Source organism: Streptomyces sp. NPDC004788, from assembly GCF_053601115.1.
The window spans coordinates 29,966-53,757 of sequence record NZ_JBSGBF010000021.1; the positions used below are offsets into that span (position 1 = coordinate 29,966).

Genomic DNA, 23,792 nt, shown 5'->3' on the forward strand with positions numbered 1-23,792 from the left:
GAAATGTGAATTCCTTGGGCGGGGTGAAAGGGAGCGTCGCGAAGGTGTAGACGCCTCAGCGGCTCTTCGCCACGCGGGGCGTGACGGCGGGAAGCACGGGGGGAAGGGAGGGCAGAGCGGAGCCGGCCCGGAGAGCGCGGCCGGGAGGGCCGGGCTGGAGGCGAGAGGGCGAGGGCATCAACTTGACGGCAGCATCCCGGAGTTCGATGGCCGCTACCTCGAGGATCTCGTCGGCCGCCTCGCAGCACCCGGACACCGTCTCGTTGACCTCCTGGCGGGGAAGCTCCAGGTCCGACGGGCTGCCACGGTGCGCAGGGTGGGTGGTGAAGTTGTAGTGCGCGACCTCCGCGTGCATGCGGCCGAGCTCTGTCAACGCCTCACCCAGCGGCGCGAGGGCGTTGCTGTACGCCTGGAGCGCCGCCTTCGTCGGCTCTCCGGACATGAGGTCGGACAGGCAGTGCTTGATCTGGGCGCTCACGGCTGTGGTGATGCCGATCAGGTCCTCGACGCGGGCGGAGACGCTGTCCACGGCCGGGATCGAAGGTGCCGGCGGCAGGGTCCGCAGCTGGAACCGGAGGCGGTCGATCTGGCCGGCCATGTCGTAGAGGGAGAGTGCATGAGGGAAGTTGGGCAGGACGGTCTCCTTGTGCGGGTGCCTCGGTGAGCGCCGGGTGGGGGCGCGGGGAGTGGGAGGCGGCGCCGGGGGAGTCGGCGTGGGTGAAGCCGGCGGCGTGGTGGAGGTGTACGGCGGGCTTGGTGGCGGGTAGGACCTGCGGACGGTGAGGACGGGCTCGGGGCCCTGGTCGGTCGAGACGCCGACTATCCGGTCTCCTGGGCGGAGCAGTTCGGCTGGTATCGCGACCAGGTCGTGCACAGTGCCGGACTCGGCGCGCGGGCTCCAGCCCAGGGCGGTCAGGGTGGACTCCAGTGGGATGCCGTGGGAGCCCATGACGTGGCGCAGCGTGCCGGCGGGGATCTGCCTATGCCGGGCCCAGTCCTCCAGCCCCATGCTGAGCCCGAAAGCGCGGTGGGGAACGCCGCTGCCCAGTGTCGAGCGGTTCTGCGGCTCCTCGGTAATGGCCTGCTCGGGATCCCACCCCGCGGCGATACGGCGCCGCATCGTGATGACGGAGCAGCCGGCACGCGGGTCGACGGCCCAGTGGGTCAGGGGCTTCGTCTCGCCGAACGCCGTGACGGGCAGGGTGAAGTGGGGTCCGTCAGAGCCCTTGAGAAGGGCCTCCTCGAACGTCATGCCCCCCTTCGTGATGCGCTGGTGAAGGGTCGCGTACTTGATGCCCGACTGCTCTGCCCAGCCGCGGAGCGTCAGAGTCCGTCCTTGGTAGGTGAATTCCAGGACGGGCTTGTCGTGGCGCTCCCGTGATGGCGTCCTCGGGCAGCCACCCCAGGGCGAGCCGTGTCCGCAGTGCCTCGCGGTTGACCGCGCATCGCGGGTCCTGGGCCCATGCGGACAGCGTCTTGGCCTCGCCGAACGCGGTGATCGACCCGCGGGCCAGCTCCCACTTGTAGCGGTCGGTACGACGGTCTTGAGACGTGGATGCTCGCGGTGGGGCAGCACTGTCCGCAGAAGGCCCCGGGATTCCGATCACGTCGTTCACCGGCCCGTCCTTCGGCCAGTCTGGCCGGGCCGGCGTGGCGCCGATGCCGCCGGCGCGGGCGCCGACGTGCCTTCAACAGCACGAGGCTCGGGCCGGCTCATCGTCGCCGCGAGGACCAGTCGGCCCATCGGGGTGGACGCGACGCGGATCTCGGCGACCCAGGAGACGGACGGCTCCTCGGTGATCAGGCCCAGTCGGTCGAGATGGAGGAGGACGCCCCGATCGACGGAGTCCTTATTCAGGCCGACCCAGATGTGGCCGTCCTCGTCGACCGCGACCGCTCCTGCGGCGACGAGCCGCAAGACCTGGTGATGCTCGGCTGTGAGAGCGACGTGGACGCCGACCTCCGGTATCGAGTAGGCGCTGCTGTACCGGTGCATCTCGGCGGCGACCCGCTCAGCGACGGCGACGAGGTCGGTGGCGGCGGTGGCGAGCAAGTACCGGGCTTCATCCACGCTGGCCTGCCTGACGTCGACCGAAGCGAACGAGGCGGGGTCGAACTCCTCGACGGCCCCGGTGAGCGCGTCGACCGCAGCCCGGGTGACGACCTGGAGCTGCGCGAGCCTGGAGCGGACGGTGCGGTCGGTGTGGTCGATGAGGGACATCGGCAGGTCTTGGTGGGACGCACGTACTTCGGCGGTCGTCTCGACGAGCGATTCGATCGTGGTGCGCAGGCGGTTGATCCGTTCGGTCGCCTCCGGCGTGCCGAGGGTGGGGTCGTTGAGCGCGTCGAGGCACCGCGTGTACACGGTCGCGAGGGACAGCGTCCGCAGGCAGATGGTGAAGTGCGGTGCCTGGGGCAGGTTTGGGGTCATCGGAAGGGCTTTCTGGCCTGGGCGGCGAGGGCCGGCTTCAGCGGGTGCGTGCCGGCGGCGACGGGAGCGGGGCCGGGAGCGGTGCGGGGCTGTGGGCGCGGCGGGCGGCCAGGTAGGCGGCGGCCTCGCGGGCGTCGGCCACGGCGGCGGTGTAGTGGGGAAGGACGCGGTCGGTGATCCGCCAGGCGGCGCGGATCGGATCGAGCGGGACGGCGACGGACGGCGGCGCGGGGAGGTGGTCGGTGATGTCCTCGTGCAGATCGAGCGGCACGACCGGGCAGACCAGAGCGCGGTCTTGGCGGTGCTCGACGAGGTAGAGCAGCAGACCGTCGGCCCCCAGAAGGAGCGCTGCGCGCAGGCGGGGCGCGAGACCCGGGCGGTCGTCCCAGGGGGTCCAGATGCGGCCGGTGTCCATGGACTGGTCGAGACGACGGTCGTAGGACCGCGGCTGCGCCGCCCAGGTGCCGGGGAGGCGTTCGGCGGCCTGGTGAGCGAACAGGTGAAAGGGGTGCATGGGGTGTTCCTCGGAGTTCAGCGGACACGGGCCCTATTGGGCTGCGCCGCGAGCGCGGGCAGGGGCGTCACCGGCGCGTACGCGCGGGTCGCGTGGGAAGAGGGCCGTTACGCGGTCTGCTCGAAGTCGCCCTTGGACGGTCGCTGTTTGGCGACGGCGCGGGCGGTGATGGCCTGTGAGGCGCGGGCGGAGGCGGCGGCGAGCTCTTCGGCACCGGGCTCGGCGTACCAGGGGCGCAGGTCGAGCATGGCGACGCGCATGCCGGTGGCCAGGCACAACGCGCTGCCCTTGGGCAGGGCGCGGATGGCGTCGGCGGGCAGGATCCGCTCCTGCCGCATGCTGATCGAGGTCGACTTGCCGGACTCGGAGACCGAGGTGGAGGTGGTTTCCACGTCGTGGTCGCCGATCATCCGCGAGAGCTTGTCGGCGAAGTCCGGGTCGTCGATGCCGGAGCCGATCACCTTCACCGTGGCCGCGGACCACATGGCGTCCATGCCGGCGTCGCCCCAGACTTTCTGGCCCTGGCGGTAGCTCTGCAGGATGGTGATCGGGATGATGCCGCGGCTGCCGAGGTGGGAGTACAGGTCGGGCAGGTCGCTGATCTTGCACACGTTGGCGGCCTCGTCGAGGATCGCGAGCATCGGCGGGTCGAGTCGTCCGCTGGCGCGTTCGGCCTGGGCGGTCGCGGCCCGCATCACGGAGTCCGCGCACGCCGCGATCAGCGCGCTCGCGCCGCCTCCGCCGTCCTTTGACAGAAGGAACAGGGTGTCCGTGGAGGTCACGAAGTCGGTCGGCCGGAACTCGGGTACGTCCTTCTGCGGGGTGACCCAGGCGGCGACCTCGCTGTTGAGGAGGGCGGAGGCGTACTGGCGGGCGGTCTCGTAGATGCCGTCGCGCGTCTCGGGCGGCCCCTCGACGGTGCCCTTGAGCTGGGCTGCGACTGCGGCGAAGCCGTGATCGCGGAGGATGTCGAGCGGGGTACGGTCGGCCGGGAAGGCCAGCCACTGCATGATGTCGGTGATCGGCCGCTCGTCCAGGGCTGCGGCCAGGAGCAGCTGGGACAGGACGTTGCTGCCGGCCTTCGACCAGAAGTCGCCCTGCTGGGAGGCATCGACGCTCGCGGCGAGGAAGTGCCCGGCGAGCCGTCCGGCGCCGTCGAGGGTCTTGGCGTCGGCGAGCGGGTTCCACCACATGGTCCGCTCGGCGTGGGCGATCTGCTGCGGGTCCATCGACCACACCCGTCCCACGGCGGCGCGCGCGTCGAGGCACGCGGTGTAGGCGTCGCCGGCCGCCTTGTTCGAAGTCAGCAGGACCGGGCCGGGCGCGGCGAGGATGGAGGGGATCGCCAGGCTGGTGGTCTTACCGGAGCGCGGGGCCATGATCGCGACGGCCACATCCTCGAAGCCCATGCGGACCTCGTGACGGGTCCCGGCGAGGTTGCCGAGGAGGACGCCGGCGTCGCGCGGCTCGATGTGCTTGGCGGCCTTCAGGCTCGGCCGCAGCGAGCGCGCCTTCGACTCGATGGCCTTGGCGAGCAACGGCTCGATGTCGCGGGCCTTGGCCATCCCGTCGACCTTCTTCTTCCGGCCGCCACCTCGGTTCTTGTACCGCAGCCACACGGCTCCGCCAGCGGCGGCGAGCAGCAGCGTCACCAGCACGGGGATGACGCGGGTGGTCAGGAGCAGAAACGTTTCTCCGGCCTGCGGCCACAGCTGCTCGGGGCGCAGGAGAGCATCGGCCGGCCGGTAGGGAGCCCAGGTGCCGGTGCCAGTGGCCCAGGCGGCGAGGTTGCCGCCGAGCCAGGCGACGGAGGCGAGGGGAAGGCCGACGGCGAAGGCGCCGAGGAGGACCTTCAGGGCTATGTCGTAGCCGTCGGAACTGGAGGAGGGAGCGGAGCGCAAGCGGTGGTTCCTTGAACGGTGCGGACCCTTGGTGGGGCGAGGAGCGTCAGCGGGCGCGGCGGGGCGCCGGCGGCGGGGTGGGAGGCGCGGGCGGTGGCGGGCTGACGCGGCGGGCGGCGAGGCGCTCGATCCGCTCCGGCAGCGTGCGGGCGACGCTCTCGGCCGGCCACTCCTGCCAGTGCAGGGTGATCCTTCGGCGGGAGAGGCCGACGGTCTGCTCGTGGGAGCGGCGTACCGGCTCCGGATCGGCGAGTGCCTGCATGAACGCGGCCACGAGGACTCGGGGCGTGCCGCTGCTGAACCAGGCTTTCCACACGGGGTCGTCCTCGTCGAGGCTGGCCGTGATACGCCAGTTGCGGCTGCCGGAGAGATTGAAGCGCTCGCCCCTCACACGGCCGTCCGGCGAGCGGAACTCCCCGTTGCGAATGGAGTTCCATCCGGCGTCCCACAGCGGCTGGTACGGGGCGGATATCGCTCGCGCGTTGTAGCCGGAGTCGGTGAGCGCGTCGGTGACCGAGGCGATCAGCTCGACGGGCGTCCCGCCGTCGAAGGAGGCGTTCCAGACCGATCCGGTGCGGCCGTCGCGATGCGAGAGGTGCCACCACGGCTCGTTCGGATGTGGCTCGAGGCGGAGCATCGACTTCTGGTCGGGGCTGGTCAGGATGACCCGGGGCATGAGCGGGTCGTGGCCGTGGCTCCACCCGGCGCCGGCGTGCAGGGCGGCGGTGACCCAGGCCGGGTCGCCGGGGCCGGCGAGGTAGCGGGGGGAGATGAGCGCCTGCTCGACCTTGACGTTCACCCGCGCCTCCCCGCCGGGCGCCGTACCGGCGACGCCGCCGGCGCCGGTACGGCACCCAGGATCCGTGTCGGTGCCTTGAGGGCGACGGCGTGGATGTCGAGGAGGGCCCGGCCCTGGGTGGCCCAGGTGTCCAGGGAGTCCCATGCCTCCTCGTTGCGCTCGGCAAGAGAGTCGACGAACTCCTCCTGCGACACCGGTGGCAAGTCCCTCCGGGCTTCGCGGACTTCGGCATGTCCGCGCCGGAGCGTCTCCAGCTTCTCCATGGCGCGGGCGAGCTCGGCGAGCTGCCACGCCCAGCGGGGCTCGATGTCTACGGCGTTGATGTGCTGGAGCTGGACGGCGGCCGTGGCGAGCAGCTCGCGGGCCGCGTTGCGGACCTCCTGGAACGCTCTCCAGGTCTCGGAGTCCCGCTGGACCATGCGCCAGCCGTACGACACCTCGTCGTACGGCCAGCCGTCGGCGTCGGTGTGCTCGTCGGAGTAGGCGTCCCAGGCGGCGAGGATCGCCTCGCTCTCGGCCAGGAACACCTCCAGCCGCCGCAGCAGGAGGGCGTGCCGGTCGGACGGGAAGGTGGTGGACGGTGTGGTCAGGGTGTTTCCTTGTGTCGAAGGCGGTGGTCAGCGGCTGCGGGCTGGTGTCGAACGGGATATGCCAGGTGCTGATCGGCGAACGCGGCGAGCTGCCGTTCGCTCAGCGGCACCGGCCGCACCCCTGCCCGCCCTCGGCGGCACTGCCGTACAGCTCACGGAGGCCGTCGAGTACGCCGTGGAGGGAGTGCTGGTCGGCCTGCTCCCATGCGGCGGTGCGCAGCTCGTTGATCAGCAGGTCGCCGGCCAGGGTCCGCGGGGCGTCCGGGTGGTTCTGGAGGGCGCGGGCGAGAGCGCGCAGGGTGTCGGCGAACTGGACGGGCAGGCCGGTGTACTCATCCAGGAGGGGCTCGGCGAGCGCGAACGCCTCTTCCAGGTCCGGGTTCTCGCGGAGGTAGTCGGTGAGGCGGGAGAGGGTTTCGGTCGCGGTGCGGACGGTGTCCGGGGTGAGCGGGGGCATGGGGTCCTCGGGACGGTAGGTGTCGGGGTCAGCGGCGGGTCCGGGCGCCGCCGGCGGGGGTGTAAGGGCGGGCGGTGGCGCGCGGCCGGGAAGTGCGGGCGCTGTTACGGGCCCAGGTGGCGGCGCGGGCGGCCGTGATCCGGGCCTGCTGCCACGCGCTGAGCTGGGAGGGCTTGACGGAGACCGACCAGGTGCGGATCTGCGCGCTCAGCGGAACGCGTCCGCGCGGACGCATCACGGGGTCGGGGTTGGCGAGTTCGGCCGAGAAGGCTTGCACCAGGTGCATCGGCGTGCTCGGCGAGAAGTTCGCGGTCCAGCCGTTGCCCTGGCGGTCCTTCGCCCCGATCCACCACATCGCCTCGCCTCCGGGGCCCTGGTGATACTGCATCCACGCAGTGCCGTCGGGACTGGTCGCGGTGTAGTGCTCGCCCTCGAACCGCGTGTGCCAGTTCTGCTCCTGCAGCGGCGCCCAGACGTTGGGGGCGTGCGCGGAGCGCGGCCGGGTGAGGGCGTCGGTGAGGCCGGCGACGATCTCCACCGGGGTCTGCCGGCCCAGGTGCGCCGACCACTCGTCGCCGTGAGCGCTCGCAGCGCCGTGGACGGTCCATCCGCCGGGCAGGACGTAGGGGTCGTAAGAGATGCGGACCGTGCGGTCCGGGCTCTCCATGGCCAGGGGACCGCCGGTCTTGGAGTGGTCCCGCCATCCTGAGGCCCGCAGGAACTCGGAGACGTGGCGGACGTCGCCGCCGCCGGCGAGGCCGCGGGGATGGACGAGGTAGTGCTGCTCGGCCTGTTCGCCCGGCCCCCAGCCCTGCCACGTCCTCTTCATCGGTGCCGCCGGATGACGAGCGGGGCGGGCACCGGCGGCTTCGCCGCTGTTGCGGCGGGCTGGGCACCGACCCGCCGGAGGGTGGCACGGTGCTCGTCCAGGTCTCCGCCGATGGCGTCGAGGTCGTTGGCGGCCCGGCCGAGAGCGAGCCACACCTCGGCTGGCAGCACGCCCCTCTCGGCCTGCGCCTTCGCGAACGTGCTGCTGACGGACACGAGGCCGGTGACGCCGTCGAGCAGGCCGTCCTCCGGGTCGAGTACGTGAGCGATGACCTGCACCGCTTCGTGGGGAGGGAGCTGGGCGAGGTGGTCGGTCAGCAGGCCGAGCATCCGGGCGATCTCGTCGGCCAGTCGCACGGGGTGGGGGGCGGGGTGGGACATGCTCCTCCGGGTCGGTGGGCGGTCAGTGGTGCTGGTGGTGTACGCGCTGGGTCTCGGCGAGGACCGCCTCCGGGCGGGCGCCGGCCAGCGGGGAGACCTGGTCGGGGCCGGTCGGGATGCAGGCGCGCAGATAGCGGCGGAACAGGGCCGTCGCGAGACGGGGCTTGAGCAGGGCGGTGATCGGTGTGGGTGTACGGGGTGCTACGGGTTTCTCCGGAGGTCGAGCGGGGCGGGGCAGGCGGCCCCAGCCGAGGCCGGGGCCGCCCGAACGGTCTTACGGGGTGCGTTGGGCTGGTGCCTTCGGGCTCATCGAGCCCGGACGGCCGGGGCTCGGGTGCCGGCCGTGACCGGGGGCACGGACGCCGGGGCCGAGGTGGGCACGGTCCGGCCTGCCGGATGCTGGAGCGCCGTGCCGATGCCGAGCGCTTCGAGCTGCGGTCCGAGTGCGCGCAGGGCACGGGCCTGCGCCTGGGTGTCGTCCGCGCCGAGGCGGTAGACACCGCTGCGCGGATCCTGCATGAAGCCGTTCGCTTCCAGGACGGCACCAGCCCGGTCGCCGATAGGGGCGGTGGCGACGCTGCCGTCCGGCTGCCAGGTCAGGACGAGACGGTCCGGCTGGGAGGGCTGGATGCCGCCCAGGGCGTTGTCCCGGACCTGGGCGAGGGCGCTGTCGTAACGGACAAGGAGGTCGCTGGCGACCTGCTCGGCACCCAGGAACGGGTCGTCCGCCAGGGCGATGCCGTTGGGCTCGGGGACGGCGCGGTACGCCTCGTCGGGCAGGGCGGGCGGGGCGACGGCGGCGACGAGGAAGCCGTCGCGCTCGTCATGCCGCTCAAGGAGGACGAGCTGGGCGCCGTCCGGGCGGCTCAGGACGGCTGCCTGCCGCAGAGGATGCTCGGTGAGGGAGGCGGCGACCAGGTCCAGGTCCCAGATGCGATCAGCGAGTTCGGCGAGATCGTCCTTGGCGTCCGGCGGGACGTAGGAGCTGGTCCAGGTATCGGGAAGTTCTCCGGCGAGGACGTCGGCGTACGAGGCGAGCCGCTCGGAGGTGTCATGGTCGTGCATGGTGTCCTTGGGCGAGGTGAGGGTCAACGGCGCAGGCCGGCGGCGACCGGGGGCGGCGGCGCCGGAAGCGTGCGTGGCGGGGGGCGGGCAGGCACACACGGCGGAGCGTTCGCGTTCGGTGGCGGGGACCTCTTCGGTGCAGGTGCTGCGGCCGGGGTGAGGGGCGTGCCGGTCGGCGGGCGCGTCGCGGCTGTGGGTGAGGTCGCTGCGGAGGACGCGGAGGTGCTCGTCGGCGAGGTAGCGCAGCCGCCGGGCGGTGTACGGGTCGGACGCCTGGCCGAGCCCGTCATGGAAGTCGGCGGTGGCAACCAGCACCTCACCCAGAGCGGTCACGATGCCGTCGCGAGCGGCGGTCAGCTCGGTCAGAGCATCGGCCACTTCGTCGGTCGTGGTGGTTCGCGGATTCTCTGGGCGAGGTGAGTGACGGAGGAGCCCAGCGGTAGGTAACTCGCAGGACGGGAGTCGGAGTCGAAGTCCTCGTGACAGTCGACGTGGTACCCGGCGGCGCGAAGCCGTGCGACGGCGTCGCTGGCGAGGCGGTTCTCGTGTGGCTCGGCCAGGCCGTGGGGGCACGGTGGTAGGTCTCGTGGAGACGGACGACGGCAACGAACCCGGCGCGCTGGAGGAGGCTGTGCGCTTCGGGGTCACCGCCACCCGCGAGGACTTCGTCGGCGGATGTTCAGGAAGCGGGCGACAAGGGGCAAAAAGACGTTTCTCCTACAAGGTTCGGTGGACGGGGCGCTGGACGGTGCAGGGAAAGGTGGCGGCCCGGGGCTGGACCAGGTGGTCGGCGGTGGCGTCCAGGTCCTGCTGGATGGTGTGCAGGCGGCGCGCAATCAGCTCCAGGCGGTGCGCGGTGTCGCTGCCGGGCGGGGAGGCGATCAGGTACGCGACGTGCTCGACGAGTTTGCGGACCACCGCCAGGGCGCCGGCCTGCTCGTCGGCGAGCTGCGCGAGCACGCTCGCGAGCTGAGCCGACGCCGTCTGCGCGAGCCGGGAGTCGGCCCGCGCGGACGCTGCGGCCGGTACCGGGATCAGCAGCAGGTCCTGTTCGATGCGGCGGGCTTCTGCCGCGAGCCGCCGCAGGACATTGGCGGGCGGGGCGTGCCATGCACCGTCGAGGTGGATCAGGTTGGCGATGAGGTCCAGACGCCGGGGCTGGGCGTGGACGGCGATCCACCGGCAGCCGTGCCCCTTGCCCGGGATCTCGATGCCCGCGGCGCGGGCGAGTCGGTGGGCGACCTCGGTCCACTCGGGGCCGGTCAGATCCCGGTCGTCGGGATGGAGCCGGACATCGAGGTGGAGGATCGCCCGCCGGTCGTCGTCCGGACTGACGCTGAACAAGTGCTCCAGGTAAGGGTCTTCGAGATGCGCGGCCCACTGGATGGTGGTCCAGGTCTTCTGCTCGTCACCGGACGTGTAGCCGTCCAGTCCCGGCCAGTGAGCGACGACCGTGTGCTCGGGCAGGCTCTCGTGGGGTGAGACCGGGCGTCCGAGTGCCTTGGAGAGCGGACCGTACGGAGTAGGGGTCCGCTCGTGCAGACGCGGGATCACCGGCCGGCCCGGACGTCGGCGACGTGCACGAGCTGGCCCACGGCGGTGGTGGTGTACCAGCCGCAGTCGATCAGGGCGTCGTCGCCGCGGTACTTCGGCAGGAGGGCGTCCTCCATGGCCCGCAGGTGGATCAGGCAGTCCGGGCAGCGGCGCGAGAGATGCACGAGGTAGCGGGGGTGGGCGGTGACGTAGGACTGTTGCCCGCCGGTCGCGTCGCGCAGGCGCCAGCCGTCCTCGTCGGTCGGCAGATGCCAGGACGGTGCGACCACGCGCATCGCGTCGCCCCACAGCTCGCCACCGGCTACGCCCTTCAGGACGACGACCGTGTCACCGGCCTGGAAGTGGGCGTGGGTGACGTCCCGGTCGGGAGTGAGCGGGTCGGGAGTGAGCGCGACCACGGGGTCGGGCGGGAGCTGGGACATGCGATTCCTTCCACGCGGGGCGGATGCGGTGGGAGGAACAATGGTCCGGAGGATCGCCGGTTTGGCTAACCGGCGATCGTCGGCTATGTTGCGCCGCGAACAAACGGATCGGCGCCGAACCTGAACGCATCGACCGATCCGGTGGTAGGCGACGGGGCGCCTGTAACTCGCTGACGCGGTCGACCTTGCACCAGTCCGCCACCCGTTGTCAGCGGTGCCCGCTAAGTTCCTCCCGAGCGCGGGGAGGGCGCATTGGGCCGCAAGAAGCAGGACATGTGGATCAGGCTGATGGTGCTGTTCACCAACATGGGGCGCTGCGTCTACTGCGATTTCGCAGAATCACAGGAGATCGACCACGTCATTCCTGTGAAGCACGGGGGCCGGGACCACTGGTCCAATCTGGTCCCGGCCTGTGAGCCGTGCAACCAGGGCAAGAGCGCAAAGGGACTGTTGGCGTGGGTTGCTGAGCTGACGTATCAGCGCTACAGGGCGGAAGCCAGCACCTGGCCATACGGGGACAAGGGCCTGTGGTGGATGCGGGAGAGAATCGAGCGCGAATTCGACGAGGTCATGGCTCGCGTCGAGGGGGTCAAGTCGGAGTTGGACGACGAGGCGCGCAGGGACTGGTTCCTTGACCGCTATTGGTTTCTCGGGAAGAACGATCCGGTCTATCTCTGGCGTGGCTGGATTTCGAGCCGCGTAGAGAAGGCCCGTGAGGAAGGTTGGCCGAAGCCGCCCCCGCCGTCGCGCATGAGGGTCGTACGAACCCGCCTCGGGCAGGTGATGGAGCCGATCCCAGAGGGCGAGGCAACGTGACGGTGGCCTGTACGCAGGAGGGCCTGCCTGACGTACGAGCCCGACTGTGTGCTGGCCGCCGTCAGCGGAACGGGTTCTCTGTCCCGCGGTCGCCCTCACCGGCGGCATCCAGGAGTTCGAGCAGGTCAGAGCCCTCGGCTTCACGCTGGTCGATCCACCACCCGGCGCGGGTGATCGAGCGGGCCTTCTCTTCCAACTCTGCCCAGTCCGCCTCGTCCCAGGAACCCTCGACGACCAGGGCGGCGTAGGCCGAGGTCATCAGCTGGTGGCGGGATCGCTCGCCCCAGTCCAGAGCCTTCTCCGGTCCCTCCAGCTGCGGCATGTCGAACTGCTTCGCCCACGCGGCGGCAGCCTCCTGTTCCGCAGCTCGCTTGGCTGCGAGCCACTCCTCCTTGGACTGCGTGTCGGCGTCACGGGCCGCCTTCCAGCAGTCGGTGCAGTCCCGGCCGGCGAGCCAGCGGGCGAAGCCGGCCCGCCGGTCGGCCGACCGGTTGGACAGATCGTGGGTGACGGTGTGTCCACAGTTGTGGAGGACCTCGAAGGACGTGGGTACCCCCGGCGAGTTCCGCTTGATGGGCGTTACGTTCGAGGTCGGGCTGCTGGTCTGGGGCTTCAAATCGAGTTCCTTTCGTTGGCGGTTGGGGTGATGACCTGCGTCGCTGCGGAGGGTCGTGCATCAGATGCGCGATTCATGCGGCGAACGGAGTAGGTCCGGAACGCCTGGTGGTGGTCTCGGGGACGCTTCCGCCTTCTGCGTCGTCTCAGCGCGTCCTGCGGATGGCGTCTGTGGCCGCCGTGGCGATGGCGGCGGGAGCGCTGGAGGGCCGGGGCAGGTGCAGCAAGGTGGTCCCCGGCAAGTGGCGGGACTCTGCGGTGAGGGTGAGCTGGAGTACGGCGCAGCCGGCGGTCGTGAGCCGCTTGACGCGGGTGACGGCTTGAGCGGTTTCGTCGCTGCCGTAGTGGGCGTCGGTGACGATCACGAGGAGGCGGCCGGCGCCGGGGCGGCTGAGTTCGAGGCCGTGGTCGAGTGCGTCGATGGCGTCGCCGAGGTTGTGGTGGCCGCCGGTGGCATCGAACGTCGTCACGCGCTCTGGTGCTCTGTGGGTGGGTCGGGTCAGTGCGGTCAGGTGCCTGTCATAGGCGATGGTGGCGGTACGGGAGTCGGGGTCGGTCAGGGCTGCTGCGCGTGCCACGATCCAGGCAGCGGACGCGACGGGCGCGCAGGCGGCACGCATGGAGCCGGAGACGTCGACGGCGATACCCACGCGCAGCGGTGGGGTGGGGGAGTTCCGGCGGCGGGTGTGGCTGAACGGCTCCGCGGTGGGGACCGACCCGGCCGCGCGCTGGGCGTCGCGGGCGAGGGCCGCGCGCATGTTGAGGCGGCCGGGCGGGGTGGGGCTGGTGGTCCGTTCCTCGGTCCGCTCGCGGTAGGCGGCGGCACGCAGGGCGCGGCTCAGGCGTGCGGCGGCACTCTGCTCGGCGGCGGTGGGCCTGCGGGTGCCGGTGACCGGGTTGCTGTAGGGCGCCGGTGTGCCGTCGGGGGCGACGGTGGTGCCACGGGGGTTGAAGACCGACTTGGCGGTGGCGGCGGCTTTGCGCCGTTGGCCGGCCCGCTGGGCGCGGTCCTGAGCCTGCGCCTTGGACCGGGCGGCCATGGCGTTGGCCGCTGCGGCCTGTGCCGCGAGGTCGGCGGTGTCGGTGGCTGCCGTGCTGTCCATGACGACCCCCACGGCGCCGGACAGCAGATCGGTGAGGTTCTCCGGCACGGGCAGGGCGGGGGCCGCAGTGTCCAGAGCGTCGCACCATTCTTGAGCGTGCGCGAGCATGGTCGTGGCGTCGTGGTCGGCGCACTGGTGGGCTGCGGTCCAGATGCGGATGAGCGTGGCCAGCAGGTCTGCGCCCAGCACCTTTTCGCACAGATCGGCGACGGCCTGGGTCTCGCCGGCGTCCAGGATGCCGACGTCACGGCGGCCGAGGATCAGGGCCGCCACGGCGGCGGCGTGCTCGATGCCTTGGAGGGTCGGCTGGGCGATGTCGGGCATGACCAGGGTTCGGGCACTGGTGCGCAGGTACGTGCGGTCCGTGGGCCGCGTGATCAGGTGTGCGCCTTCGACACGGCTCTCCTCCAGCAGGAGCGCGGCCTCGACGACGCGGGGGTTCGCTCCGGCAGGCGCCGTCCAGACGGAGTGGGCCGCGTGTGCGGCCTCGTGGACGAACACGCCCCAGGCGGCGGGATACCGCTCCTCGTCGCCCACGATCCGCGGATGGATCTCGTGGGGCTTAAGCGGGGCGAACAGGCCGGCGTCGAACTCGACCTCGCCCAGAGTCGGGAAGTAGGCGGCCGGTGCGCCGCTGCGCGTGCCGGGGCGGCAGGTGACGAGGAGGTCCTGGCGGCCGGAGAGGGTGACCAGCCGATCGCCGAGTTCGGCTCCTACGCGCAGCCATGCGGCCGGGGAGGAACGGGGCTGCGCGGGCGGGGCGCCGTCGTCGTCCCATCGCGCGAGGTCGGCGTCGTCATCCGGCGTAGTGGCGGGGGCCTGGACGTGGCGGTGGGCGCTCATCGCGAGCGGCCCCGGTGCGCGGAGCCGGCGCTGCCCGGGGGCTGCCGGACGGCCGAGGCGGACAGCTGCTTGCCGAGGGTGAGGGGCGCGACCTCCTTGACGCCGACAGCCTTGATGATGGCGGCGGCGACGGCGTCGCGATCCTCCACAGGAGCGATGCCGACCAGGTTCGCGAGCGCGGCCTTGGTGCCGAGGACGGCCTCGGTCTTCTGGTAGCTCAGCAGCTCCCGCAGCTGGGGGGCCCAGCCCAGCTCGCCGAGTTCGACCTGGCGGGCGAGGTGCCGGGCGACCCGGACCACCCGGGCATCGATCTTCAGCGCCAGGGCGAGGTCGTAGTCCGTGCCGATCTGGATCTGCACGCTGAACCGGCTCGCGAGCGCCTCCGTCAACACCGCGCCGTGGACGCCGGGATTGTGGCCCGCCACCACGTAGAAGCCCGGCTCGGCCTTGATGGTCTCGCCCTTGTGGGCCTTGACCTGGATCTGCCTGCGCCCGTCCATCGCGGGATACAGCGCCGCCAGGACCTTCGGCGAGATCAAGGTGGCATCGTCGATCAGCAGGGCGCGGCCCTCGGTCATCGCCGTGACCAGCGGACCGTACTGGAAGACGTAGTTGCCGCCGTCATCCTGTGTGTACTCGCCGATCAAGTCGCCGACCGTGGTGTCGCCGTCACCGGCGACGGTGAGCAGGTCCGGGAACGCCGCCTCCACCAGCGACGTCTTGCCGGTGCCCGGAGGGCCGTAGAGCAGCACCGGCACGTCGGCATCGCGCAAGCGATTCAACGCCTCGACGTCGGGCAGATCGGCCAGCTCCCGGGGGTGGTAGAGCTGGCCCCCCGCACGGCGGATCGGGCCGGTCTGCCTGGGCGTGGCTGCCGCGAGAATGGTCGTGCGGGCCGTGGCCGCCTGGGCGCGGGGAGAGTGGGTGCCCGGCGGACTGATCACAGCGGTCTGCGCGGCTGCGGCGGTCTTCGCGTTTGCTCGGAACTCCGGTTGTCCGGTTCCGCCTTGGTCGGCCTCCCCGCGTGTCACCAAGGTCAGGGCCGCGTTGCGGACGGCGCCGTGGGAGTGGCCCAGCTGCCTGGCCATCTCCCCGATGGTGAGCGCGTCCGCCGGCCGGTCGGCCAGCAACCGGGCCACCTTGGCCCGCAGCTCGCCGCCCTTGGTGCGCGTAGGCGTTACGGGTGTGGTCAAAACGAGATTCCTTCAACAGGTGCGGGTGGGGTTGGCGATGCGCTGGAGAGGCTGACCGATCCGGGACGTGATCACGGACTGTGCCGCCATCGGGGACCGGGCCGACCGGGGCGTACCGTCGGCGCTCACCGGCCGACCGAGGACTGAGTCCAGGTGCACGGGGTGTCCGGCGACGAGCAGTGCGCCGGCTGCCGAGCAGGTCCGTGCGTCCGCTCCGTACCAGGTTCCGTCGCGCGGCAGGCGCAGACTGGTGCCTCTTCGAAGCCGTCCTGGAGCAGGATCCGCCGGGCGGCGGCGTTGTAGCTGGTAGTGGTGATCTCGCCGGTGATGGTGTGCCGGATCGTCATGAACGGCTCTGCTGGTGCTTCGGGCATGGAGGATCTCCTATCGGTGCTGGATCAGGGCGTCTTGTGCCGGCCTCCGGGCGGGCGGCGGTGCCGGCCGCGGCGGTCCTGGTGTCCGGCGTGGCCGAGGCGTCGGCGTGCGGCGAGCAGGACGACGAGCGCGAAGGCCGCGCCGGCGGCAGGGAGCACGGCGGTGGTGAGGGGCTGCTCGGCGAGGCGCCCGGCCAGGGCGGTGCCGGCGGACTGCCCGGCGCCGATCGACAGGATCAGCCACGCGTACGCCTCGCTTGTGCGACCGGCGGGGGTCAGGGCGTCGGTGGTCACGTAGGCGCACGCGACCACGACGGTCAGGAACACACCGGGCACGGCTACCGCGGCGGGAGTCGCGTACGGGCCGGGGAGAGCGACGAGCGGGAGCCAGCCGGCCAGGAAGAAGGCTCCGCCGCCGATCAGCCGATCCGTGGTGGTACTTCTCCAGCGGCGGCGTCCGTAGAGGAGGCCGCCGAGGAAGCTGCCGGTCGAGAACGCGGCGGGCAGGATCCCGGAGAGCAGCTCCTGCCCGTGGCGCTCGGCCATGGCGACCGCCCACACGTTCATGGCCCCGATCGCGAACCCGATGCCGGTGAGGGAGACGAACAGCATCACCAGGCCGGGGCTGGCCAACCGGTGTGCCACCCCGGTCTGTGCCTGCGCGGACGGTGTCGGACGCCAGCGCCGGGACGGCGGCGCGAAGGCGACCACGACGGTGCCGACCAGACCGAGGGCGGCGGTGACGGCAAGCGCGATGGGCGGGGTGTACGAAGCGGCGAGCGCGGCGACGAGCAGGGGGCCGGCGATGTACAGCAGGCCCTGCGTGCCGGTGTCGAGGGCGAGCGCGGCGTGCCGCAGCCGCGAGTCGGGCAGCACGCTCGGCCACAGCGCCCGAAGCCCTGCCTCCAAAGCGGGCGTGGTCAGGCCGCCGGCGACGACGATGGCGGTGGCCAGGCCCGGTCCGCCGTACGGTCCGGCCAGCGGGAGGGCCACCAGGAGAGCCGAGTTCAGCAGGGCGGCTGGAAGATGTACCGCGGTCTGGCCGAAGCGGTCCATGAGGCGCCCCTTGACCGGCTGGGCCAGCGCGGACGCGAGCCCGTACAGGGCGCTGAGCAGCCCGCCGAAGGCGATGCTGCCGCCGCTCGTAGTGGCCCACAGGACGATGGCGACGGGCGCCATGCCGTTGGGGAGGCGGCCGACGAGGGTGCCGCCGAGCAGGCGGGCGACGTGCGGGCTGCCCAGCACCGCGCCGTAGGTGATGCGCGGTGCCGGGGCCGGGGGTGCGGTCAGGGACAAGAAGGGCTTTCTCTCGGAGGAGGCGACGCCTCAGCGGTGGTGGGCGGCCGTGCTGCTGCGAGGTGGCGGCGTGGGCGGTGCGGTGTCCACGGCAGGGCCGGGGCGGAAGCGCGGTACGGGAGTGCGGTGCGGCGGCAGGACGGCGACGGTCGCGCCGAGGTCCTCGGCTGCCTCCTCGACTTCGCGGGTGAGGAACTCGACCTGGCGGCCGAGTGCGGCGAGCCGGGCGGCGATCTGACGGCCCTGCACGGTCTCCAGCGCACCGGCGAACTGGGCGCCGGTTTCCAGGAGTTCCTGGAGGCGGGCCATCGGGCCCGCGTCGTGGCCGCGTTGGGTGGCGGTGAGGAGCGCGTTGGACGCGTCACCGGCGTGCTGGGCCTCGACGATGTCCCGGATGAGTTCCTGCAGCGTCACCTCGGGCGCGGGCGCGGCCCGGTTGAACTCGGAGACATCGGCCCGCAGTACACCGGGCGGAACTGCGGCGGGCAGGATCTGTCCGGCTTCGTATTCATGGGCGTAGTGGCCGATCACCTGCCAGCCCGGTGTGTCCGGGTCGCCTCTCAGCGCGACCACCGTCGAGTCGTCGTTCTCGACCAGGTAGGCGAGGGTGATCGGCTGTCCGTCCGCGGCGTACCAGGACTCGGTGAGCTGCAGTTCGCCCCGCCTCTGCGCTGCTCGGGCCAGCTCGGTCCACATCTGCTGCTCTTCGCCGGTCAGCGGGGCCTTGTGCTGTTGGCGCTGGTCGAGGTCGGCGAGGTGACTGGCGATGAAGCCGTGGTCAGCCCAGGCGGTGAGGTGCGGCCACAGAGCCTTGTACTGGACGCGCTCGCCCCCGGGGCCGGGGGCGGTCGGCCGGTCGATCACTCGGCGGATCGAGGCAGTGGAGGCGGCCAGGCTGTCCAGCACGGTCCGCCACCCCGCCAGGTGGCGGGCGGGCGGCAGCTCGTCGAGCGTACGGCGGGCAGTGTCGAGCAGGGCGTCGGCGCACGGCGCAAGGTACGTGGTGTACGCCTCGACGGCCGCCTTGTCGCGGTGGGCCCGTACATCTGCGGCGGCGTCTGGGTGGACGGTGCGTCCGTAGCGGTCGCGGGTCATGTCCAGCGCGGTCTCGGTCTCGCGGTCGATGACCGCCATCCGCAGCCGGAAGTTGCGGGCCCCGTCGGCGAGGCTGCTTCCGGGTGTCATCGGGATCGCCCGCCGCCTGCGGCCGTCAGGTGGACGGTGGGCGCGTAGGTGGGCCTTGGCGGGATCGGCCGGGTGGTCGGCGGGGAGGTGGTGGGTGGCGCGGCGCGCTGTGTGGTTCGGCCGGCGGCGGCCTGCGCGAGCCTGCTGCGCCGCTCCTGCAGTCCGTTCGGGTGGACCGGGCGCGGCGGGCCGGCCGATGCGGCGGGGTCGAGAGCGATGTCGGCGTGCACTGTGTAGCCCTGTCGCCGCAGGTCGTGGACGGCCTGACGGGTGCGGCGGGGGCCGTCGTTCTCGGGTTCGACGAGCCGGAACAGCCGCGGTTGCCCGGGGACGGGCTCGAACTGCTCGCGCTCCAGGAACCAGTGGGCGAGGTGCGCGGGCATGGAGGCGGTAAAGGAGGCGACGAAGCCGTAGTCCTTGTGGGTACCGAAGGCGAAGTGGGTGCCGGGTTGCAAAGGGGCGGGATTCTCCTCACAGGTCGGTGGTGGAGCTGATCAGCGGCTGTTGCGCAGAACGGGCAGCGCGAAGGGCTCAGCGGGGCGGGAGGAGCGAGAGCCGGTGACGATGGCGCGCGCAGGCCGGCATGGCGGAGGGAGGGCTCGTTGCCGGTGGGCCGTACGGCGGATGAGGGCGACGACGGCGGCCTCGTCGGACACCTGTCGACAGGCGTCCGACGCCGCCTTCGTCCGGCAGGAAGTCCGTCCCCGCCCGGGTGCTCTCGTCCGTGGTGATGCCGACGACGCCCGTGCCCCGCTGGGGCAACGGGGCGTCCCGCGTGTCAGCCGTGGACCGGATCCGCGCGGCTGTCCAGGATGGAGCGAAGGCTGCGGCCGTACTGCCAGGCGTGATTGCGGGCCGCCGCCTCCAGCTGGTCGTACCCGCGCTGGGCCGTCATCTGCCCGCCCCACTTCCGGTACCGGTACACGGGGACCGGGAGCAGGACTCCGGGAGCGAGGTTCGAGGTGCCCACGGCCGCCATGTAGTCCTCGCCCTGGACGAGTCCGCCCATGCCGCCGGCTGCGCGTACGAGGCGGGTGCGGGCGAGGATCGTGGTCGGTCCGATCGGGATGGTGTCCTCGGGGCGCGGCCAGTAAGTGATCACGTCGCCGGCCGCGTGGTAGCCGGGCGGGGTGGGGCACTTCCACAGGCGAGTCGTACCGTCCGGCAGCCAGTCTTCGCTGTATCCCGCGACCCACCCGAGCCGGTCGGTGAAGGCTTCCAGACGCAGGCCCAGGCTCCAGTCGGGGAAGAGGTCATCGTCATCGGCCCAGTTCACGAACTCCGTACGGACCTGGGTCAGGCCGAGGTTGCGGGCGCAGGCGGCACCGACCGGACGCGGCAGAACGAGGGGCCGGATGCGCGGGTCGGCTGCAACCGAACTGGGGAGCAGCTGCGGGTCGGCCCCGTCAAGGACGAGGACGGCTTCCCACGGCACGGTCTGCCGGGCAAGGCTGGCGTGCATCTCCTCCAGGTAGGGCAGGCGCTCGGGGCGGAGCTGGGTGGCGATGACGACGGTGATCTGCGGGACGGACAGCGAAGGGCTCCTGTGTTCGGAGTGGGGGCGGGGCGGTCAGCGACGGGCGGCCGTACGGGACGTGCCCGGCGTTGCGGGAAGGGGGGAGGCTGTGGACGGCGCTGGGGAGCGGGCCGGCGTGACGATGGGCCAGGAGGCGGGGTTGCCGAAGTCAGTGAGAGGGTTGGCGTCCCAGTCGACGACGGGGCCGGACGTGGCGTACATCGTGGGGAACACCTCGACGCCGGACGGGCGCAGGACGTATCCCCAGAACGGTGGACGAGCTGCCCAGAAGGTGCTGGTCGGCTGGCGTGAGCACGCGGAGGGCTCAGTGCATTCGGGCGTCGGTGTCGAAGAGCGTCAGCTCGTGGCTGTGCAGAAGGTGTTGAACGATGAATGATCGTCCGGCGACCTTCCACAGGCCCCGGCCGCGGTTCAGGTGTGCGATGGCGTCCATCTCGACCGAGGTGAGGCCGAGCAGGGAGGCCGCGGCCTGGAGCTGGTCGTTCTCCTGGCGGTAGATGATGCGGGTGGAGCAGTCGGCGAGGAGGCCCTCGGCGAGCGCGCGGCCCTGTGATCCGGCGTCGCCGGCGGTGAGCAGGTCGGAGAGCCGGTGGATCACCAGGACGTTGGCGATACCGAGGCCGCGGGAGAGCTTCCACTGGGCCTGCATCCGCTGCAGCAGGCCAACGTGCCGCATCAGGCGCCATGCCTCGTCGTACACGATCCAGCGCCGGCCGCCGTTCGGGTCGGAGAGGGCGGACTCCATCCAGGCGGACGCACAGGTCATGGCCAGGACGAGGGCCGTGTCGTCTCCGGAGCCGCCGAGCCGGGAGAGGTCGATGGTGAGCATCGGCGCGTTCGGGTCGAAGGCGACGGTGGAGGGGGCGTCGAACATCCCGGCGAGGTCACCGTGGACCAGGCGCCGCATCGCGTGGGCCAGGTCTCGGGCCGCGTCGCCGAGCTGCCCCGACATGATCCCGGCGGCCTCGTCGAGCGCCCGGGGATCGTTGAGGGTCGCGGCGATGTCGCCTAGGAGCGGGGTGCGGCCGGTGGCGGCAGCGTGGCTGACGACGGCGTCCAGGGCGATGTCCAGGGCGGTGTGCTCCATGGGCATCAGGTCCCGGCCCAGGACGGTTCGGGCGAGGGAGCCGAGCAGGAGCAGGCGCCGCTTGCGGATCTCGCCGACCCAGTCGGCCTCCGAGACGCCCGCGGGGCGCGGGGCCGCGTCGAGCGGGTTCAGCCGGCCGGGCAGTCCGGGCCCGAGGGCCACTGACCGTCCGCCGAGGGCCTCTGCCACCGGTGTCCACTCGCCCTTCGGGTCACACGGGACGTAGACGCGGTACCCGAAGGCGATCGAGCGCAGCGCGAAGGACTTGGCCAGCGCGCTCTTGCCCTGGCCGATGACGCCGGCCAGGAGGAGGTTCGGGTTGGTGAAGCCCTCGACCTTGCCGTACAGCGCGAACGGGTCGAAGACGAAGGACGCCTCGGCGTGGACGTCGCGCCCGATGTAGATGCCTTCTGCGCCGAGGCCGCCTTCGGCGAGGAACGGATACGCGCCGGCGGCCACGGCGGTGGTCATGCGGTGGGCGGGGAGTTTGAGCCGGTTGTGGCGGGCGGAGGCGGGGCCGGGGCGTCCGCCCGGAGGGTAGAGCGGGGCCGGTGTCTCGTGGTCGGCCGATGTGGTCTCGGCCTCGTGGGCGCTGGCTTCCGCGCGGGCCTTGGCGGCGGCTTCGGCGAGCTGCCGGCGAGCGGCCTTTCGGCTGGCCCGGTCGGTGCCGTGGGGGGTGAACAGAGGAGAGGCGGAGGCGCGGCGGGCGCGGCGGGCGGGCCGGTGACTCATCGGAGGCCCTCGTTTCTGCGGGTCGTGCTCATCGCGCGCAGGCCGTGGTGTGCGCGCGGAGGTCGGTGGGGGTGGTCTTGCGCCGGACGACGTGGCCGGCGGCGAGGTGGCGCTGGCAGATGGTCAGCACGGGCGGTCCCTCGGGCAGCCGCTCTGGACGGCACATGCTCGACTCGGTGCCCGCCGTCGTGCTGCTGGGCAGCAGGTGGAACGCGGCGTGGACTTCGCTGGCGGACTGCCACAGGTGGGTGTGAGCGGCGGCCAGATGACGGCCGGCTGCCGGGTGCGGTGGCCGGGTGGTCTCGGCGAGGCGGTCGAGGAGCTGGAGCACGGTGGTGAGGTGGGCGTGGAGCACGTCGAGGTGCAGGCGGTCCGCCGGCGGGGGCGGGCCCGTGTCCGACGGTGCCAGTGCGCGGGTGTGGTGGCGTACTCCGGCGTTCGCGGCGCGGAGATAGGGGTGGGCGTCGGCCGGGTGGGCGGGGGAAGTCAAAGGTGGTCCTTCCTGCCGGAAGGCAGGGGTGGCGACGGGGGGTCCGCCGCAGACGATCGGAGGGGGCCAGCAGGACCGGGGCGGGCCTGGGTCACAGGGCGGTCCGGGCGAGCGGGAGCGCGCTGAGGGCGAAGGCGTCCGGCTGCTGGTAGTTGAGCCGGCGCAGGTCGACGCCCGAGGTGACGGCGTGGGTTTCGATCTGCGCGCAGGCGGCGTCCAGGAGGGCGTCGGTCTCGGCGGTGACGGTGATCAGACCCGTGAGCGCCACGTCGGCGTGACCGGCGATGAGCTGGCGTTCGCGGGTTTTGACGTCGGCGTACTCGACGGAGTCTTCCTCGCTGTCGACCTGTCCCCGGCGGGCGCGTTCGTTGGCGTCGGCGATGATCGCGGCCTTCTTCCGCTGGACGTCCCGCAGCGCGGACTCGAGCCCCTGCGGCACGTATATAAGGGAGAGGCTGCGCCGCACGCCGGCCGTGAACATCAGCCCGTGCAGGAATCCGGCCCCGATCTCGGTGCGCGGCCAGTTCTCCACCCAGTACGTCGCATGCCGTGCGCTGTCGGTGGCGATCCGGTCGTACTCCTCGACCTGGACGACGGGCCCGGCGGCGGCCGGGTCGGCCTCGGCGCGGCCCGTCTCGGACCACTGCTGGAGTGCGCCGAGGGCCTTCGGGTCGTAGGCGGTACGGATGACGGCGGCGATCTCCCGCGAGCTGAGCCATCCGGTCACCTGGAGGCCGGCGGTGCGGGCGGCCTGGGCGATGGAGGCGGTGGTCTGCTCCATGACGGTGAACGCTCCGGGCAAGCCCCCGCCGGCCTGAGCGATGAGCCGCTTGGCGGCCTTCAGGTCGAGGGAGATGGCGAGGTACGTCTCGTGCGGGGCGGCGGCGGGACCGGCGGAGGCGACCAGCTCGGAGTAGATCTGGCCAGCGACCGGGGCCTGGGGCTGTCCGTTCTGGGTCCAGTGGCGCGTGAGGGTGTCGCCGCTGTCGGGGACGGTGCGTTCCAGGACCTGCACGGTGGCGATGTGCCCGCTGCGGGCGATGCTCGCCAGCGCGCGTCCCCAGCTGGTCACGTTGTGGTTCTGGGTGGCGGGGTCGAGGAGGGCGAAGGCGCGGGAGGTGACGCGGGCGATGGCGGTCAGCGTCTGCTGGTGGGGGTCGTGCACGGCCGCGGCGCCGTTGGCGGAGTCGCCGGGGGTGACCACCTTGAGGGAGGCAGCGCTGCCGGGCAGGTGCAGGACGCCGTCCTGCCGGGGGCGGGTGACGGGACGGGCGAGCCAGAGAGTCTGGCCGGTGCGGCGGCGGTGGGCGTGGCGGGCGACGATCGGCATCCAGTCGATGAGGGAGCGGCCGTGCCGGCGGATCGCGACGAGCGCACCGGAGGCCGCCCACAGGGGAGTCAGGGCGACGGCGCCGAGCAGTCCGGTGGAGACCACCGTCATCAGCAGCAGGGCCAGGGTGGCGGAGACGAGGACCAGTTGGGGCAGGGAGAGGCCGAGGAGGATGCCGCGGCGGGACCGGTGCGGGAACTTCACCGTGACCGGGGCGACGGAGAGATCAGTCAAGGGACGGGTCCTGGG

24 protein-coding genes are annotated in these 23,792 nt (G+C 72.1%); 1 reads left to right on the forward strand and 23 read right to left on the reverse strand.

Annotation, left to right across the window (positions count from 1 at the left end; genetic code table 11):
* Positions 1-55: 55 nt before the first annotated feature.
* The 12 genes from ACWEJX_RS12280 to ACWEJX_RS12335 all read right to left on the reverse strand — a co-directional run bounded on the left by ACWEJX_RS12280 (position 56) and on the right by ACWEJX_RS12335 (position 10,942).
* Positions 56-1,252, reverse strand: coding sequence for a hypothetical protein (locus ACWEJX_RS12280; protein WP_451607406.1), 1,197 nt, complete (start codon positions 1,250-1,252; stop codon positions 56-58).
* A 360-nt stretch (positions 1,253-1,612) separates the two neighbouring features.
* Positions 1,613-2,431 (reverse strand): hypothetical protein, encoded by an 819-nt coding sequence (locus ACWEJX_RS12285; protein WP_451607407.1) that lies wholly within the window; start codon positions 2,429-2,431, stop codon positions 1,613-1,615.
* A 37-nt stretch (positions 2,432-2,468) separates the two neighbouring features.
* Complete coding sequence (locus tag ACWEJX_RS12290; RefSeq protein WP_331452143.1) at positions 2,469-2,945, reverse strand: hypothetical protein; 477 nt, start codon at positions 2,943-2,945, stop codon at positions 2,469-2,471.
* Positions 2,946-3,052: 107 nt separating this feature from the next.
* Positions 3,053-4,846, reverse strand: coding sequence for a type IV secretory system conjugative DNA transfer family protein (locus tag ACWEJX_RS12295; protein WP_451607408.1), 1,794 nt, complete (start codon positions 4,844-4,846; stop codon positions 3,053-3,055).
* A 46-nt stretch (positions 4,847-4,892) separates the two neighbouring features.
* The gene (locus ACWEJX_RS12300; RefSeq protein WP_331452141.1) at positions 4,893-5,645 is read right to left on the reverse strand and encodes a DUF317 domain-containing protein; all 753 of its coding nucleotides are present in this window, start codon (positions 5,643-5,645) and stop codon (positions 4,893-4,895) included.
* Positions 5,642-6,172, reverse strand: coding sequence for a hypothetical protein (locus tag ACWEJX_RS12305; RefSeq protein WP_451607409.1), 531 nt, complete (start codon positions 6,170-6,172; stop codon positions 5,642-5,644). The genes ACWEJX_RS12300 and ACWEJX_RS12305 overlap by 4 nt, the downstream gene beginning before the upstream one ends.
* A 163-nt stretch (positions 6,173-6,335) precedes the next feature.
* Positions 6,336-6,692, reverse strand: coding sequence for a hypothetical protein (locus ACWEJX_RS12310; RefSeq protein WP_331452139.1), 357 nt, complete (start codon positions 6,690-6,692; stop codon positions 6,336-6,338).
* 28 nt (positions 6,693-6,720) lie between these two features.
* Complete coding sequence (locus tag ACWEJX_RS12315) at positions 6,721-7,521, reverse strand: DUF317 domain-containing protein (RefSeq protein WP_331452138.1); 801 nt, start codon at positions 7,519-7,521, stop codon at positions 6,721-6,723.
* A complete protein-coding gene (locus tag ACWEJX_RS12320; protein ID WP_331452137.1) occupies positions 7,518-7,901 on the reverse strand; it encodes a hypothetical protein in 384 nt (127 codons plus the stop codon). The genes ACWEJX_RS12315 and ACWEJX_RS12320 overlap by 4 nt, the downstream gene beginning before the upstream one ends.
* A 306-nt stretch (positions 7,902-8,207) precedes the next feature.
* Positions 8,208-8,966: a hypothetical protein gene (locus tag ACWEJX_RS12325; protein ID WP_451607437.1), complete on the reverse strand. Its 759-nt coding sequence runs from the start codon at positions 8,964-8,966 to the stop codon at positions 8,208-8,210.
* 717 nt (positions 8,967-9,683) lie between these two features.
* Positions 9,684-10,520: a relaxase/mobilization nuclease gene (locus ACWEJX_RS12330; RefSeq protein ID WP_451607410.1), complete on the reverse strand. Its 837-nt coding sequence runs from the start codon at positions 10,518-10,520 to the stop codon at positions 9,684-9,686.
* On the reverse strand, positions 10,517-10,942 hold the full coding sequence (locus ACWEJX_RS12335) for a hypothetical protein (RefSeq protein WP_331452135.1): 426 nt from the start codon (positions 10,940-10,942) through the stop codon (positions 10,517-10,519). Before ACWEJX_RS12335 ends, ACWEJX_RS12330 begins: the two co-directional genes overlap by 4 nt.
* Before the next feature lie 252 nt (positions 10,943-11,194).
* Between ACWEJX_RS12335 and ACWEJX_RS12340 the strand changes: the two genes are divergently transcribed.
* Positions 11,195-11,758 carry an HNH endonuclease gene (locus ACWEJX_RS12340; protein ID WP_451607411.1) on the forward strand — a complete coding sequence of 188 codons (564 nt, stop codon included), beginning with the start codon at positions 11,195-11,197 and terminating at the stop codon, positions 11,756-11,758.
* A 61-nt stretch (positions 11,759-11,819) separates the two neighbouring features.
* Here the strand turns inward: ACWEJX_RS12340 and ACWEJX_RS12345 are convergent, their stop codons facing one another.
* The 11 genes from ACWEJX_RS12345 to ACWEJX_RS12395 form a co-directional block, all read right to left on the reverse strand.
* Positions 11,820-12,257 (reverse strand): hypothetical protein, encoded by a 438-nt coding sequence (locus ACWEJX_RS12345; protein ID WP_451607438.1) that lies wholly within the window; start codon positions 12,255-12,257, stop codon positions 11,820-11,822.
* A gap of 262 nt (positions 12,258-12,519) precedes the next feature.
* The gene (locus ACWEJX_RS12350; protein ID WP_451607412.1) at positions 12,520-14,319 is read right to left on the reverse strand and encodes a hypothetical protein; all 1,800 of its coding nucleotides are present in this window, start codon (positions 14,317-14,319) and stop codon (positions 12,520-12,522) included.
* Positions 14,316-15,458 carry an AAA family ATPase gene (locus ACWEJX_RS12355; protein WP_331453934.1) on the reverse strand — a complete coding sequence of 381 codons (1,143 nt, stop codon included), beginning with the start codon at positions 15,456-15,458 and terminating at the stop codon, positions 14,316-14,318. The genes ACWEJX_RS12350 and ACWEJX_RS12355 overlap by 4 nt, the downstream gene beginning before the upstream one ends.
* 179 nt (positions 15,459-15,637) lie before the next feature.
* Complete coding sequence (locus ACWEJX_RS12360) at positions 15,638-15,859, reverse strand: hypothetical protein (RefSeq protein ID WP_331453933.1); 222 nt, start codon at positions 15,857-15,859, stop codon at positions 15,638-15,640.
* Positions 15,860-15,910: 51 nt separating this feature from the next.
* Entirely contained in the window at positions 15,911-17,182 is a 1,272-nt protein-coding gene (locus ACWEJX_RS12365) for an MFS transporter (protein ID WP_451607413.1), read from the reverse strand.
* Positions 17,183-17,212: 30 nt separating this feature from the next.
* Positions 17,213-18,367: a hypothetical protein gene (locus ACWEJX_RS12370; protein WP_331452131.1), complete on the reverse strand. Its 1,155-nt coding sequence runs from the start codon at positions 18,365-18,367 to the stop codon at positions 17,213-17,215.
* Complete coding sequence (locus ACWEJX_RS12375; RefSeq protein ID WP_451607414.1) at positions 18,364-18,822, reverse strand: hypothetical protein; 459 nt, start codon at positions 18,820-18,822, stop codon at positions 18,364-18,366. Before ACWEJX_RS12375 ends, ACWEJX_RS12370 begins: the two co-directional genes overlap by 4 nt.
* A 323-nt stretch (positions 18,823-19,145) precedes the next feature.
* Entirely contained in the window at positions 19,146-19,886 is a 741-nt protein-coding gene (locus tag ACWEJX_RS12380) for a glycosyltransferase family 2 protein (protein WP_331453932.1), read from the reverse strand.
* 322 nt (positions 19,887-20,208) lie between these two features.
* The gene (locus tag ACWEJX_RS12385) at positions 20,209-21,723 is read right to left on the reverse strand and encodes a VirB4 family type IV secretion system protein (RefSeq protein ID WP_451607415.1); all 1,515 of its coding nucleotides are present in this window, start codon (positions 21,721-21,723) and stop codon (positions 20,209-20,211) included.
* Between the two features lie 28 nt (positions 21,724-21,751).
* Positions 21,752-22,213 (reverse strand): DUF6238 family protein, encoded by a 462-nt coding sequence (locus ACWEJX_RS12390; RefSeq protein ID WP_451607416.1) that lies wholly within the window; start codon positions 22,211-22,213, stop codon positions 21,752-21,754.
* 91 nt (positions 22,214-22,304) lie between these two features.
* The gene (locus tag ACWEJX_RS12395) at positions 22,305-23,777 is read right to left on the reverse strand and encodes an SCO6880 family protein (RefSeq protein ID WP_451607417.1); all 1,473 of its coding nucleotides are present in this window, start codon (positions 23,775-23,777) and stop codon (positions 22,305-22,307) included.
* Between the last annotated feature and the right edge of the window lie 15 nt (positions 23,778-23,792).

Bases quoted from the DNA above. Each gene is read 5' to 3' on its own strand.
- ACWEJX_RS12360 (WP_331453933.1), bottom strand. From the start codon at position 15,859: ATGACGATCCGGCACACCATCACCGGCGAGATCACCACTACCAGCTAC.
- ACWEJX_RS12315 (WP_331452138.1), bottom strand. From the start codon at position 7,521: ATGAAGAGGACGTGGCAGGGCTGGGGGCCGGGCGAACAGGCCGAGCAG.
- ACWEJX_RS12325 (WP_451607437.1), bottom strand. From the start codon at position 8,966: ATGCACGACCATGACACCTCCGAGCGGCTCGCCTCGTACGCCGACGTC.
- ACWEJX_RS12320 (WP_331452137.1), bottom strand. From the start codon at position 7,901: ATGTCCCACCCCGCCCCCCACCCCGTGCGACTGGCCGACGAGATCGCC.
- ACWEJX_RS12280 (WP_451607406.1), bottom strand. From the start codon at position 1,252: ATGACGTTCGAGGAGGCCCTTCTCAAGGGCTCTGACGGACCCCACTTC.
- ACWEJX_RS12370 (WP_331452131.1), bottom strand. From the start codon at position 18,367: ATGACACCCGGAAGCAGCCTCGCCGACGGGGCCCGCAACTTCCGGCTG.
- ACWEJX_RS12285 (WP_451607407.1), bottom strand. From the start codon at position 2,431: ATGACCCCAAACCTGCCCCAGGCACCGCACTTCACCATCTGCCTGCGG.
- ACWEJX_RS12350 (WP_451607412.1), bottom strand. From the start codon at position 14,319: ATGAGCGCCCACCGCCACGTCCAGGCCCCCGCCACTACGCCGGATGAC.
- ACWEJX_RS12335 (WP_331452135.1), bottom strand. From the start codon at position 10,942: ATGTCCCAGCTCCCGCCCGACCCCGTGGTCGCGCTCACTCCCGACCCG.
- ACWEJX_RS12385 (WP_451607415.1), bottom strand. From the start codon at position 21,723: ATGAGTCACCGGCCCGCCCGCCGCGCCCGCCGCGCCTCCGCCTCTCCT.
- ACWEJX_RS12290 (WP_331452143.1), bottom strand. From the start codon at position 2,945: ATGCACCCCTTTCACCTGTTCGCTCACCAGGCCGCCGAACGCCTCCCC.
- ACWEJX_RS12310 (WP_331452139.1), bottom strand. From the start codon at position 6,692: ATGCCCCCGCTCACCCCGGACACCGTCCGCACCGCGACCGAAACCCTC.